Source organism: Shewanella sp. AC34-MNA-CIBAN-0136 (assembly GCF_040309945.1).
Lineage (GTDB): Bacteria > Pseudomonadota > Gammaproteobacteria > Enterobacterales > Shewanellaceae > Shewanella.
Map to the genome: position 1 here is coordinate 24,305 of NZ_JBEOPJ010000014.1, position 14,278 is coordinate 38,582.

The window sequence follows — 14,278 nt, forward strand, 5'->3', positions numbered from 1 at the left end:
GACGGCTATTTTACTCAAGCTTTTGGTTTTTGGTGCATTGATAACGACCATATAGAAGGTTTGATCAAGGATGTTGAGCTTGAAATGTTATTGACTATTCGTAAAAAAAACCTCTGGCCGATTCCCGAATATTCATCGTCATATACAAGAAGATGACTTTTTAGATGTTATTGAGTTTCTTTATCAGCACGTTTCTAAACCTATAGATGGAACTGTGCACTCCTATGGTGATTGTGGAATGCACTGGGAAACATTTAATAAAAAAGATGGACAAGTTGTGTTTTTAGATAAACTTAATACGGTATTGGGACACTATAAAAACAAATACGAGTTGGACACTTGTGGCCAAGTATTAAGTAAACCAGAGGAAGGCTTTGAACAAATATTCAAAGCAGATGTTCCATCTAAAGACGACAACATTGTTAATAGAATAAATGCTGCAACAACAAAGTTTAGACGCCATGGTTCCACTCTTGATGATAGGCGGCAAGCTGTAAGAGATCTTGCTGATGTTCTAGAGTATTTAAAGCCTAAGGTTAAAAAGTTGCTATCAAGAAAGGATGAGCAAGATTTATTCAATATTGCCAATAACTTTGGTGTAAGGCATCACAATGATAAGCAGCAAACAGCTTATGATTCAGCCATCTGGCTTAGTTGGATGTTTTATTTCTATTTGTCGACAATACATGTCGTGTTAAGAAAAATTGGGCATGATAATAACCACAAAACCTAACAGGTAAAATATCAACTCTAAAATGATCAATAGAGCTTGGTGAAAAGCATCTACCATTGAGAGTGTGTTATATGGCGTTTTGGGATACTAAGAATTATCTGAAAGAGACATTTCGTGCGATCTACTCTAAGTAACTTTTGTCCAAAAACGAGCTAGTCACTGCTTGAAAATGTCTAAATTCAGCTTTGAACCTGAGGCCGTTGAAGAAAATAGCGTTAGCCTGACAGGACGTCAGGCTAGCTTTCGCGGTACAGGATGTACCATCGAAAGCGTTAGCATTTTCGAATAAGGCCGAAGATGGTTACATACGCTGTCAGAAGCTCGATCAATTTCCGTGGCAATTTTTTCGCTGCTGTTGTTTGGTTAAAAAGCGAGAATGTTGCCGGAACGGCAGGGGTGATCCAAGAGGGGATTGCTGTTGATCCCCTTTTGGCCCGTGCAGGGTGGAACCTTGCGATGTTAGTCTGGTGTGGGCGACGCGCCACGACGTTAGTGGCCGCAGGCCATAAATACATAAAGGCCATAAATACAAAACAAAAAAACACCTGGATCCCGGCTCAAAAGCATTACCGGGATGACGTGAAGGTTGGGGCGACAAGAAGGCTGTTAGCAATCATCTGTTCATATATGAGTAGATGCCTTAGCTTGTAAATGTCCTTAAATGAGTTAGATGCCTTACTTGAAAATTGATAAATTCAACTCTGAACTTGAGGCCGTTGAAGACTCTTTATAAAAGAATACGTTAGCAGACCATGGACGGCCTGTGTATCTAAAGAAACTGCTTCGGACTTATTTATGAAAATACACAGTTTCTCTACGGTAAAAGCTTATCAAGAGAAAATTGTTAACCGACTTGAAAAGTGTTCAAACGATATTACCAGTAGCTGATTAATCAATCCGAATGTTTGTCTAGGTCTTCACTCGCCTCTGCTATTAACCATAAGCTTGCTGATATTATTTTAGGAATTGGCATAGATAGTGATACAAAAATGCCCGTCAGTTAACTGACGGGCATTTTTATGTCGGCTGCTTGTTGCTATCGCGGCACGTTATTGCAGCTATTTATGCACTAAATTACCAAATACGTACGCGCTGATCTTCAGGCAAGTACAACTTATCACCTGGTTTAACATCAAAGGCTTTATACCAAGCATCGTGGTTACGCGGGGCGAGGGCACGGTAACGACCTGGTGCATGAGTGCCGGCACGTAACTGAGTTAACATACTTTGCTCGGTACGTTTTTCTTTCCACACTTGAGCCCAAGCTAAAAAGAAACGTTGATCGCCAGTAACGCCATCTATCACCGGGGCTTCTTTACCATTCAAGCTTAATTTGTAAGCATGGTATGCCATTGATAAACCGCCCACATCGCCAATGTTTTCTCCGAGACTGTTACGTCCGTTAACAAAGTTTTCAGGGATTGGTTCATATTGGTTGTATTGCGCAGCGAGCTTATCGGCTTTAGCATCAAAAGCGGCACGATCTTCATCTGTCCACCAGTTACGCTGAACGCCATTGGCGTCTGATTTAGAACCTTGATCATCAAAACCATGGCCCATTTCGTGACCAATTACGGCACCGATACTGCCATAGTTAACTGCTGCATCTGCGTTTGGATCGAAAAATGGCGGTTGTAAAATTGCCGCAGGGAACACAATTTCATTAAACGAGCTGTTGTAATAGGCATTGACCGTTTGCGGTGTCATACCCCAACGATTACGATCCGTTTTTTGCAGTTCTTTCGCTACGCTATCGGCTTGGAAATATTTGCGCAGATTCTTAATATCACCCATTAAATCATTTTTAGTGAGGGTTAAGCCATCAAACTGTTGCCACACATCAGGGTAACCAATTTTAGGGTTAAATGCCGCTAACTTAGCATGGGCATTCACTTTAGTTTCGTCGCCCATCCAATCTAAACCATCAATGCGTTGGCCTAATGCTGTGCGCAGGTTCTTAACTAACTCGGCCATTTTTTGTTTAGACGACTCAGGGAAATAACGCGACACATAGACTTTACCAATAGCGAAACCTAGAGACTGAGTGCCAGACATTTCTTCAACTGCACGTTTCCAGCGTGGACGAGGTTGCTCTTGACCAGTGAGTTCTTTGCCAAAAAAAGCAAAATTGGTATTAAAAATGTCTTCAGACAATAACCCTGCATTATTACTAATGGTGTGGAATGTTAAATAGTCTTGCCACACAGTGAGCGGTTGTTGGTTAATTAAGCCAATCATAGCCTTAACCGGTTCAGGTTCAGATATGTTGAGTTGTGGTACTTGGTAACCACTCTGTGCGAAATAGATATCCCAATCAAATCCAGGATATTGCTTAACCAATTCTTCACGTTTGAGTTGGTTTAAGGTTAAATCACGGTCACGGCGTTTTTCTCTAGGCCATTGTGCCTGTGCTATTTTTGTTTCAAGGGCAAGAATTGCCTCGGCACGTTTTGCACCGTCGTTTATACCAGCAAAAGCCAGCATTGCAGCGATATGCTCAACATAAGCTTTACGAATTTTAACGAAACGCTCACTGTCTTCGAGGTAATACGAGCGATCGGGCAGGCCTAAACCACCAGCACCGATGGTCATTTCATATTGATTGGGATCTATACGGTTAAACCACATTCCACCCCAAATAGGGGACGATGCACCAGTAAGCCATGCTTCACCGAATACTTTGGTTAAATCTTGAGTTGAGCTAATCGCAGTAATTTGATCTAAGGTGGCTTTAATTGGTGTGATACCTAGTTTATTAATGGTGTCGGTATCCATATAGGCATGATAAAAATCAGCAATTAATTGTTCTTCGGCAGTTAAGTCGCTGCGGCTGGCAATATCGTCGATAATTGCTTTCACTTGATTTTCACTGCGCTCAGCTAAGGCATTAAATGCGCCATAACGAGTTTTGTCGGCAGGCATGACAAAGTTGTCGTACCAAGTGCCACTTGAATACATAAAAAAGTCATCGCCAGGTTTAACGGCTTCATTTCGTGCAGCTAAATCCACACCAAAAGTACCTAACTCTGCTTTAGCGGGGGCCGGTGAGGTCACGGCTGCAAGCTTAGTGTTATTTGTATCAGATACGCCGCAACCACTTAATAGTGCTGTGGTTAATCCAATCGCAATTAAGGATTTATTCATTGTTATCGTGTTCCTTGGTCTATTTTTACAGAATTATTTGCCTAGCCATATTGAAAGACTGACAAAAAATGTCAATGTTCGAATTGTTAGCAAATTTAACTAACGCTAAGTTAAGCAATGAAATGCGTGGCTGAATATGTGCTGGTTTGATGTTTATTGGCTGTATTGTTTATTTGAGAGGCACAGATAAGAGCAGTTGATTATCATCAGCATAATTAACCTAAACTTGGGATAAAAGTGAGTTAGGCTTTGTAATATTAACGCTGCCAGTGCTTAAGCCACCTAACTGTGTTGGGTTGGTATTTTCTTGGGGTTGGCATCAGTATTGATAGTGCTATAAGTAGTGCTATAGATAGCGTTATTGTTTGAGTTTGTTTACTCAATACGCTGTAAAACAGCTTAATAGTTAGATTTATGATTTACTCCACCGCTCACACCACCGCTCATACAACAAAGCTTACACAACAAAGCTTACACAACATCGCTGACGCGACAACTCTGACGCGACAACTCTGACGCGACAACTCTGACGCGAGAATGCTGACAGTAGGCTGGAGTGTTTAATCTGAATGTTGTGGTAATGATTTATCAATTTCCTTTGCCAACTGAGCCAATAAGTTGCTGTACGCGCTGACCAACTCCGCTGCCGTCGAACCTGCATTAGTGACCGCGATAAAATTTTGTTTTGCCAATGTTTGGTTTAATGGATTGTTTGTTAGCTCCCAGTTGGCATTGAGTCTGGCATTATTGCCATCTCGGTTGAGGGAAATAACCTTGATTTTAATGCTGTACAGGGGGCTGTTGTCTGCTTGCCAAGGAAATAACACTAGGTTACGACGGTTATCGCTTTGGCTGAGATTGATACTCATGACCCGGCTGATTCCTTGTTCAAGCGGTTCAGCCCAATAACTATTGGCAAATCGTTGCAGGTTACCATCGTCAAGTTGATACATCAGCTGTGTAAAATGTAAGTATTCGGCGACGTCAATTGGCCCTATACCAATGTCATACTCTAACGCAGTACTGCCCGACACTATTTGGTTGGGTATTGCAGTTAACACAAAGTACTGTTTTTCGGGAGAGCTTTGGCAGCCACTCACTAAACTCAATAGCAGTAAACCGATCCCCCAGTTAATGGTCCAAACTCCATATTTCCCCATGACATTATTCTCCTAAAGGTAGGGCTTTTTTACCGCGTATGATGGCCTCAGGTTGTTCATCTAAGGTTTCAGTCAAGCTACGTAATGATCGAGCTGTGCGGCGGATTTCTTCCAAGGTACTGGTGAGTTCTATCAACAAGGGCGAGTTTTGGTCGAGTGTGTTACCTGCTTGGTTTGCAAGCTGATTCATGCTTAATAGTGTATTGCGTAATTCAGTTAAACTATGGTTCAGCGACTCAACGAGCTTGGGTTCATCATTATTTAATTGCACCAGTAAATTATCGAGTTTTAACAGTACTTCAAGCCCATTTTTACCTAACGCTGCCTGAGTGCTGTCCAAATTAACCGCGGTATTTTTAACTGCGATGGCAGCATGATCAAAATTATCCAATGCTTGCTGTATTTTTCCGCTGGCAGCAATGTCACTGAGCTGCTGGGCTAAATTGTCGACATTGTTGACTAAACTTTTTAAGTTTAACGATTGCAGATCTTTGGACAACGATTCGAAATCAGTCGCGATGGTCGGCAATTCTAATAATTGGTCTTTTTCGCCATGGAATAACGGCGAGGTGTTGGGAAAGAAATCCAGTTCAACATATAGCAGTCCGGTGAGTAAACTCAGATAATTCAGCTGGGCGCGTAAGCCGTTATCGATGGCATGTGAAAAAAACTCTTCACCTACTTGGATCCCCTTAATATTGATACGTTTCAACAATAAGTCGGCATGAACTGCAGCCGTGACACCCTGGCTACTGTCGTTAGGGAAATCGATACTGATATCGCTTATTTCACCTATTATGACCCCTTTTAATTTTACCGGTGCGCCGACCTGTAACCCTTGCACTGAACTGTTGAAAAACATCACTACAGGGGCTTTCTCTGCAAATATACGCCCCCCAGAAAAGAACAGTAATGCAATAAACACTAAGATAATAGCGCCAAAAATAAAGGCACCAATCGCAAGCGGAAGTCGTTGGCTTTTACTCATGATATCTCCGATTTTTCGGTGCGATTGAGAAATTGACGAACCCTAGGCTGGCTACTGTGTATTTTTAATTCTCGTGGGTCACCACAATCGAGCATAGTATTGGTTTCATTATCCAAAAACACACAGCGAGTGCCGATTGACAATATGCTGGGCAGCTCGTGGGACACGATGATCACGGTAGAGTCTAGCGCCTGGCATATTTGCACGATCAATTGATCTAAACGCATCGAGCTAATAGGGTCTAAACCCGCAGAGGGTTCATCAAAAAATAACAATTGAGGGTCTAATGCCAGCGCCCGCGCTAATCCTGCGCGTTTGTGCATACCGCCACTTAACTCGGCAGGGTAAAACTTCTCGAAGCCCGCTAAGCCAACTAATGCTAGCTTATAGGCAACGGCTTCTGCAATTTGTCGCTCCGAAAGGTCGGTATAGAGCTGCAGGGGTAAAGCCACATTTTCGCCAAGCGACATGCTCGAAAACAATGCGCCTGTTTGGAAGGTAATCCCCCAATTTTTGAGCATTGCTACCTGCTCGGGTTCATCTGCTTGATAAAAGTTTTTGCCTTGATAGAGTACTTCGCCTTGTAGTGGCGTGAGTAATCCCACCATCGATTTGAGCAAGGTTGTTTTGCCACAACCACTGCCGCCAATGACAAAAAAGATATCATTCTTGTTAATGTCGAAGTTGAGTTTTTTTTGCACCTCGGTACTGCCGTAGCCGACTGATAGATTACGTACACTGATAAAGGCATCATCAACCATGGTTAGATCCCTAATTTATCGTATAAGATATTAAGCGCTGCATCGGAGACAACCAAAAAAACAATGGCCTTAACCACTGCGTGGGTCGTCGCTAAACCAACGGCATTCGAGTCACGTCCGCAAAGCAGTCCTGCCTGACAACCCGCAATCGCAATTAAAAACCCAAAAATTAAACTCTTTATTAAACCAGTGGAAATATCTACCCAATCAATCGCAACCTGGGTTTGCAAAATATATTGGGTATAACTCACGCCCATGCCGTTAGCAACTAACGCACCGCCAATCATGCCTATTACATCCGAATAAATACACATTAGCGGCATAATAAAAATTAATGCTAATAACCGCGGTAAAACCAGAAACTCCATAGTGGGAATGCCCATCACTCGCAGCGCATCAATTTCTTCATTAACTTGCATGGTGCCTAATTGCGCAGCATAAGCGGCTCCAGTTCGGCCAGCCATAATAACGCCTGTCATTAAGGCACCCATTTCACGCACCATTCCGATAGCCACTAAATTAGCCACATATACCTGGGCGCCTAATTGACGCAGCTGTACCGAGCCTAAATAAGCCAAAATCATTCCCACTAGCAGACTAATTAAGGTGACAATCGCAAGCCCTTTAGGCCCAGCTTGTTCGATAAAAAAAACGATATCACTCCGGCGAGTTCTTGCTCTGCCAACCAACCAACGCCCGAGTGCCAAAGTGCAGTTACCGACAAATACTAATCCATCGTGTACTTGTAAGCCTTGGTTAATCAATCCTCGACGTAAGGTCGGCCATAGCCCGCCTAGGGCACCCTCATTAGTGGGTTGATAAACCGCAACATCGGTAGCGAGCAGCAGTAGTTGCTGCAACCCTTGAGGTGTTTGTTGAGTGTCTAGTGATAGTTTATGTTGCTCACACCAGCGAGATAATTGTAATAAGGCAATGGCGAGGCTTGAATCCCAATGAGACAACTCTGTGGTGATTAAAGTGACAGATTGGCAATTAGATGGCAGCTCAGCACAAATATCTGCGCCTAGCGGTGCTTGGCCTAATTGCCAATCACCAGCAAGGTTCAGTAAGCAGTTATCATCGTGCATGTCGATATGGAATGTTGCGAGTGTCATGCTAGACCCCCGAGCCAATATGAAATAAGTCTATTCGTTTGTTTAATAAATAGGTTAGCTTGATTTTTGATCCTGTTATCAGTGTAGACCAAGCTCGTTGATTATATTTTGACCTTGGACATATTATTTCATCAATAATGAAGCTATCACTTTGATGTATTGACGCTTTGCTACATTGAAGAAGCATTAGTTATGGACCGATGTTGTTGTGCAGAGGCAATAAAAACGGCGTTAACGATTGAACATAACTGCCGCTTGTCGCGGTTTAAAGCAAATAAACTTGCGCTGACAAAATTTAACGCTAATATATACTGTGTTTTTATACAGTATATATATTAGAGATTGTCATATGCGCGTTATTCCCATTGCAGCCAGTGCCGGCATTACCGGTTTTGAATCTCCTGCCGCTGAGTACCTTCAATTAGGCCTCAGCCTTGATGAGATATTAATCCAGCATCCAAGTTCCACTTTTATCGGCTTAGCCCAAGGTGAGTCGATGCAAGGTGTGGGAATATATGATGGTGACTTATTGATTGTCGATCGTCATGAAACGGCTAGAAATGGCGACGTGATAGTGGCTAATTTTAATGGTGAGTTTGTGTGTAAAATTCTCGACATGCATCGGCGAATGCTGATGTCGTCTAATGAGCAACATTTACCTGTGACCATCTGCGACTATGATGACTTTAGTATTGAAGGTGTGGTTATTCGCTCAATTCGTTGTCATCGTCAAAGCCCACTGCTTATCAGCAAAAAAGGTTAGGTAACAATGTTTGCCTTAGTCGATGCCAATGCTTTTTATTGTAGTGCAGAACAGGTTTTTCGTCCTGACTGGCGCGGCAGACCGATTATTGTATTGAGCAATAACGATGGCTGTATTGTCGCGGCTAATCGGCAAGCAAAAGAGGCGGGTATTGAGAAGTTTTTGCCTTACTTTCAAGCTAAAGCATTATGCATTCAGCGCAATGTCATTGTGTGTTCATCTAATTATGAATTGTATGCCGATTTATCGGCAAAGATGATGGCAATAATAGGCCGTTTTGCGCCAGAGCAACATGTGTACTCCATCGATGAAAGCTTTCTGTCTTTTAAACATTGTTATCCCGCAATCAAATGCCTACATACCCAGGGTCAGTTAATTCGTCGCGCCGTTTGGAAAGAAGCCCGCCTGGCGGTTTGTGTGGGCATGGGGCAAACGTTAACCTTAGCTAAAATAGCCAATCACGCCGCTAAAAAAATCCCGGGATACAAAGGAGTGTGCGTTATCGACACTGCGCAGCAATGTAATGACATTTTACGCCAGCTTGCCGTTAAAGAGGTGTGGGGGATTGGCAGGCGCATCAGTAAAAAGCTTGAATTGATGAATATTCGCAGCGCATACGATCTCGCCTCTATGCCACCGAGTCTAGCCAGAAAACAATTTAGTATTCAAATTGAACGCACCGTGCGAGAACTTAACGGCGAAGTGTGTAAACAATGGGATGAGGCTAGGGCAGATAAAAAACAAATTTTTTCCACTCGTAGTGTGGGTGAACGTATTTGCGATTTTGAATCGCTATTACAGGCATTGAGTAAACATGTTGGCATCGCAGCAAGTAAAGCTCGTCAACAAGGCTCACATTGCAAAACCATGTTGTTATTTGCCAGTAATTCGCCCCACGACGAGCGGCCTGTGAGTTATAGAGTTATCGTACATTTTCCGTGTCCAACCAATTGCACCATTGAACTCACCAAAGCCATGACAGACGCCGCCCCGAGATTATTTAGCAATGGTGTTCGTTATTACAAAATTGGTGTAGGCCTGGTTGATTTAGCCAGCGAGAAACATTTTCAATTTGATTTATTTAATACCGCTAAGGTCAATTATGCCTTGATGGATACGCTTGACGGCATCAACCAACGATATGGCCGCGATACAGTGTTTCTGGCAGCACAAGGAATAGAACAAAAATGGGCCATGCGCCGTGATTTACTCACACCTCAATATTCAACCCAATGGAAATGCTTACCCAGCATTAAATGCTAAGGTTTTATATTACTAAGGTTTATTATAACAGTGGTATTGCTCTGCCATAACACATGCAAGGTTGGGGCATTCAACTATGGCTAAACCTTAAAATGTGATTCAGCTCTGATTATCACTCTAATTAAATTGTTAATGTTGAATCGTACTCATCATATGGCCTACATAATGCGAAATACGCTGTTAAACATAGCAATGATAATTTCACTACTTGGACAATTACTTGTTCCAAGTTTTGCTATGTCTAATGAAATGGCCATGTCAGACATGCAGTCGAGTAGTATGCATCAATCAACGATGATGCAAAGTGACTGCGACACTAACGATGACTGTTGCTTAAACGATATGAGTCAATGCATTAGCCATTGTCATGCGGTCGCGAATGCATTTTTGTTATCAGCAACAAACCTCACCGATGCTCTACTAACGAGTGCCAAAGTGAGTTCGCATTTATGGACATCAACACCCACTATTCTAGTAAGCCAAAATCCGCCTCCGATAGCTTAATTCTTTATGTTTATTAGTTACCCACATTAATTTATAAAGATTTTTGTTGCTTCAACTATAAGCATCAAAAAACTATAAGCATCAAAAAGTTAACGGAGTTTATTATGAAAAAATTCATTGCGATCACACTATTATCTTTAGCCAGCTCAGCAGCAATGGCTGCCACTATCTCATTACCTGACTATTTAATCTTTACTGCGGTCGATGGCAAATCGGCATCAAATAAAACTCAAATGGAGGTGTCTCCTGGTCAACATTTAATAGAATTACAGTTTTATGATGTGTTTTCATCAGGAGCAGATGATACGAATTTTATTAAGTCCGATGCGTTATACTGGAGTCTACATCTAACCAAAGATGAAGATATTCAAGTGCGTAGCAAAGAGATTTTCTCTTCAACCAATGCAAAGAAATTTATTGCATCACCGGTGATAACCTTAGACCGCGCCAGCGTAAAAGGTGAAGACGTCAAATTAGTTAATCACGAAGAGTTAATGGCTATTATCATGAAACAACACAGTCAAATGATGCAACAATAGTAAAATTGATAGGGCGCTTACATAGCGCTCTATCGTTATCTACATCCTCGCACGCCTTATGACAGGTAAAATACTTGTCATCATAAATAATGTCACGCGTCACAAAACTCAAACCAGAATCGAAATTATTATTGGCATATGCCATTAATAAGCGTATATATTGCATATGCCAATTACTATTATTCGATTAATTTAAGCAGATAATGCCAAGCCTCCAAAAATAAACGAAGATTCTAGGACGCTCTCGGCAAAAGCTGTTTTAAGCCCAGTGGCATGTCGATAAACCAAGTTGGAACAACTGCGTTTAATCGATTTGTTAAAAATGCACATGAGGAGACATGATGATTACTGCCATACCTATGAAAGACCAACATATTGCCAACCACTTTAGCCGTGCCGATGAGATGCTATTCATTGATGAGCAAGGCCAAGTAAAAGGGCGCTTTGCCAACCCAGCATTAACAGAAGGATGTGAGGGTAAGCAACAATTAGTCAGTATGATACTGGCAAATGGAGCGGATCGCGTCATCGTGCGTAACATTGGCCAACAGCTTTTATCTAAGTTATTAAGTCAACAATTGAGTGTATTTCACGCAAAAAATGGTCGTACTGCAATAGAGTATTTTGCCAGTAGTCATTTAGCGGACTGTGAGCCATTTACCGAGGCAAGTCAGGGGCGACCATCCATCAATAATATTGCTAAGAAAGCCACTGGTGGTTGCTGTAACCATGAGCATAACCATAACCATGACCATGATCATCAACACGCTCATGGTGAAGAAGACTGCCATAACCAATCTGACTCGGGGACACATAAACGTTGCTGCGAGTCTAAATCTGAATTGGCGAATGAAACCACAACAATGAAACGTTGCTGCAATAAAAAACATTCACTAATTGCTCATTAATGATCGCTTGGGGTGTTTTATCACAGCGCTGTGGTGGCTAGTTAAGCTTTAAACCATAGCGTTGTAATTTTCGATATAAGGTACGCACACTAATATTAAGCGTTATCGCTAATTCGGCTGGCGATCCTGCATATTGCTCACATACCTGCGAAAGGTACGCACATTCCATGTCATCTAACGTCATCAGTTCGGTGTTAAGTTTTACGGCAATTGTTTCATCCTTAGATGTGTGGCTAGGTTGAACGCTTTCAGGTAAATCACTGCTGTGTATAACATCCTCATTGGCGATAAGTGCCGATTGCTCAATAATATTTTTCAATTCGCGAATATTTCCCGGAAATGCATAACGACCCAAAAGAGTTAATGCATTGATCGAAAACTTTTTATGTTTGTAATCAGAATATTTTATAAAGTGATTCACCAGCGTCGGAATGTCATCATAACGCTCACGTAACGACGGTAAGTAAATCGGAAATCCTGCAATGCGGTAATACAGGTCGCGCCTAAATTCACCTTTTTCAACCAAATCGAGTAAATTCTTATGGCTGGCACTGACTAGCCTAAAGTCAGAACGTTTCTGTTTTAATCCGCCGACGGCACGATAACACTGGGTTTCAAGTAACCTAAGTAACTTTACTTGCATGTTCATCGGTACATCACCAATTTCATCAAAAAACACCGTTCCACCGTGCGCTATTTCAATCAAGCCTTTTTTGCTGCTTGTCGCCCCTGTAAATGCACCTTTTTCATAGCCAAATAATTCACTTTCGAACAGATTTTCACTTAGCCCAGTGCATTCAATCACCACAAACGGTTTATCATTTCGGTTGCTGGCCTGATGTACCGCTTTAGCAACTAACTCTTTGCCTGAACCAGTTTCACCTTGTAACAGAACCGCGATATTGGATTGAGAGGCTCGATTAATCCTGTTGAGCATCTGCTTAAATGGCGCAGACTGACCGATCATGGTGCCTTTTTTTGATTCTGTCGATGCGTAATCTATGGCATCTAAAATCTCTAGATACCCCAATACCATGCCACTATTATCTTTTATAGGTTTCATTAAAATGTCGCAGTAAGACTTACCTTGCACCGTGCTGTGAATATGCACGGCACTGGCAGCTCGGTTAGTACTCTGGCATTGTAATAACGGGCATTCCTCACCGTGTTTATCGCAAGGTTGGTCACTATTATGAGAGATTTGATGGCATTTACTTTGGCCTAAAATAACGTCGTCATCATAGGTTTCGATATAGGCTTGATTAACCGCATGGATCACATAATCGGGAGTAATAAAAATCGCCGGTTTATCAATAGCGTTTATCATAGATTGTACAACGGTGGTGTTATTCATTGATTACTCTCGCTTGCGATTCATATTAATCGGCCAACCTTTATAATGACATTAATAGCACGATAAATGTCATTACGATGTCATATTTGTCACTCAACAACCTAGCATGGGCATCCTGTCAATTTCAATAATGTTTAAGCTAATGATTTTAAGCGATTAAACCTAACTAGTGTGATATGGCACAAGCTTTGTATTGATTGTGTTATATCGCTTACGACCGAACGGTGCCCTAGCAGTAGTGAACCCATGTACGAAAATTATGCCCTGAAGTTAATGGGAATGACCCGACTTGAAGACGAGGATGACAAATAATGAAATTAACATCAAAGCACAAAAAAACGGTTTTAAATGCACGTAACATCAGTGCGTTATTAGTGATTGCTAGCATGAGCAGCCTTTGCCATGCTGAATCACTAACGCAACAGCAGGTACTTGAACAACAGGCCAACCAACGCATTGCCGATTTTAGCCAAGCGTTAAAAGGTCAGTTACAGGCCGCAATTAAACAAGGTGGCTTAATCAATGCGGTGTCGGTGTGTAAATCGGTTGCACCTGCCATTGCCGCTGAAAACTCGAAAGATGGCTGGACACTGACTCGAACCAGTTTACGTGTACGTAATTCAGACAATACGCCAGATGAATGGGAGTTATCGCAATTACAACAATTTGAGCTGGTGAATGCCTCAGGACAACAACCTGCAGATAAGCCAATCGTGGCGAGTGAGTTTATCGTCAATGATGGCAACACTCAGTTTCGTTATATGAAGGCCATACCAGCGCAACAATTATGTTTAGGTTGCCATGGCAGTAATATTGAACCGGAAATGAGTGCATTGCTGAGCAAAACCTATCCAGATGATAAAGCGGTTAACTTTGCCCTTGGTGATATTCGTGGCGCATTTTCACTGAAAAAGGATATCAAAAAATCTACTCCATCGGTTACTGCTAAGCAATAGTCGAAAGCCAAAGTCGAAAAAGTAATTAACAAACTACCACGGGAATAGGGCTTTATCATTAAGCCTTATTCTTCGGATCTTAAATCAAAT

At 41.9% G+C, this 14,278-nt stretch carries 13 protein-coding genes; 7 read left to right on the forward strand and 6 right to left on the reverse strand.

Translation table 11 applies throughout. The features are described from left to right. The first annotated feature begins 238 nt into the window (after positions 1–238). Positions 239–733, forward strand: coding sequence for a hypothetical protein (locus AAEY94_RS14285; protein ID WP_242445207.1), 495 nt, complete (start codon positions 239–241; stop codon positions 731–733). A 1,074-nt stretch (positions 734–1,807) separates the two neighbouring features. On the opposite strand, the gene AAEY94_RS14290 is transcribed toward AAEY94_RS14285, so the two are convergent. The 5 genes from AAEY94_RS14290 to AAEY94_RS14310 all read right to left on the reverse strand — a co-directional run bounded on the left by AAEY94_RS14290 (position 1,808) and on the right by AAEY94_RS14310 (position 7,901). Then, positions 1,808–3,877, reverse strand: a complete 2,070-nt coding sequence (locus tag AAEY94_RS14290; protein ID WP_101088336.1) for a M13 family metallopeptidase — start codon at positions 3,875–3,877, stop codon at positions 1,808–1,810. 560 nt (positions 3,878–4,437) lie between these two features. Next, positions 4,438–5,037: a PqiC family protein gene (locus tag AAEY94_RS14295; RefSeq protein ID WP_101088335.1), complete on the reverse strand. Its 600-nt coding sequence runs from the start codon at positions 5,035–5,037 to the stop codon at positions 4,438–4,440. Between the two features lie 4 nt (positions 5,038–5,041). Further along, the gene (locus AAEY94_RS14300; RefSeq protein ID WP_101088334.1) at positions 5,042–6,025 is read right to left on the reverse strand and encodes an MlaD family protein; all 984 of its coding nucleotides are present in this window, start codon (positions 6,023–6,025) and stop codon (positions 5,042–5,044) included. Continuing rightward, positions 6,022–6,786, reverse strand: coding sequence for an ABC transporter ATP-binding protein (locus tag AAEY94_RS14305; RefSeq protein WP_101088333.1), 765 nt, complete (start codon positions 6,784–6,786; stop codon positions 6,022–6,024). The genes AAEY94_RS14300 and AAEY94_RS14305 overlap by 4 nt, the downstream gene beginning before the upstream one ends. A 2-nt stretch (positions 6,787–6,788) precedes the next feature. Further along, positions 6,789–7,901, reverse strand: a complete 1,113-nt coding sequence (locus AAEY94_RS14310; RefSeq protein WP_101088332.1) for an MlaE family ABC transporter permease — start codon at positions 7,899–7,901, stop codon at positions 6,789–6,791. Positions 7,902–8,250: 349 nt separating this feature from the next. Here AAEY94_RS14310 and AAEY94_RS14315 point away from each other — a divergent pair, with 349 nt between their 5' ends. From AAEY94_RS14315 to AAEY94_RS14335, 5 genes are all read left to right on the forward strand, one after another. Beyond that, positions 8,251–8,664 (forward strand): LexA family protein, encoded by a 414-nt coding sequence (locus tag AAEY94_RS14315; RefSeq protein WP_011637424.1) that lies wholly within the window; start codon positions 8,251–8,253, stop codon positions 8,662–8,664. 6 nt (positions 8,665–8,670) lie between these two features. After that, the gene (locus AAEY94_RS14320; protein WP_101088331.1) at positions 8,671–9,927 is read left to right on the forward strand and encodes a Y-family DNA polymerase; all 1,257 of its coding nucleotides are present in this window, start codon (positions 8,671–8,673) and stop codon (positions 9,925–9,927) included. A gap of 165 nt (positions 9,928–10,092) precedes the next feature. Next, positions 10,093–10,431 (forward strand): hypothetical protein, encoded by a 339-nt coding sequence (locus tag AAEY94_RS14325; protein WP_242445206.1) that lies wholly within the window; start codon positions 10,093–10,095, stop codon positions 10,429–10,431. 104 nt (positions 10,432–10,535) lie between these two features. Beyond that, positions 10,536–10,970 carry a DUF2057 family protein gene (locus AAEY94_RS14330; protein WP_101088329.1) on the forward strand — a complete coding sequence of 145 codons (435 nt, stop codon included), beginning with the start codon at positions 10,536–10,538 and terminating at the stop codon, positions 10,968–10,970. A 338-nt stretch (positions 10,971–11,308) separates the two neighbouring features. Beyond that, entirely contained in the window at positions 11,309–11,878 is a 570-nt protein-coding gene (locus tag AAEY94_RS14335) for a NifB/NifX family molybdenum-iron cluster-binding protein (RefSeq protein ID WP_350979092.1), read from the forward strand. Between the two features lie 37 nt (positions 11,879–11,915). Here the strand turns inward: AAEY94_RS14335 and AAEY94_RS14340 are convergent, their stop codons facing one another. Next, positions 11,916–13,232 (reverse strand): sigma-54 interaction domain-containing protein, encoded by a 1,317-nt coding sequence (locus AAEY94_RS14340; RefSeq protein ID WP_101088327.1) that lies wholly within the window; start codon positions 13,230–13,232, stop codon positions 11,916–11,918. A gap of 311 nt (positions 13,233–13,543) precedes the next feature. Between AAEY94_RS14340 and AAEY94_RS14345 the strand changes: the two genes are divergently transcribed. Continuing rightward, a complete protein-coding gene (locus tag AAEY94_RS14345; RefSeq protein ID WP_242445205.1) occupies positions 13,544–14,188 on the forward strand; it encodes a Tll0287-like domain-containing protein in 645 nt (214 codons plus the stop codon). The last annotated feature ends 90 nt before the right edge of the window (positions 14,189–14,278 follow it).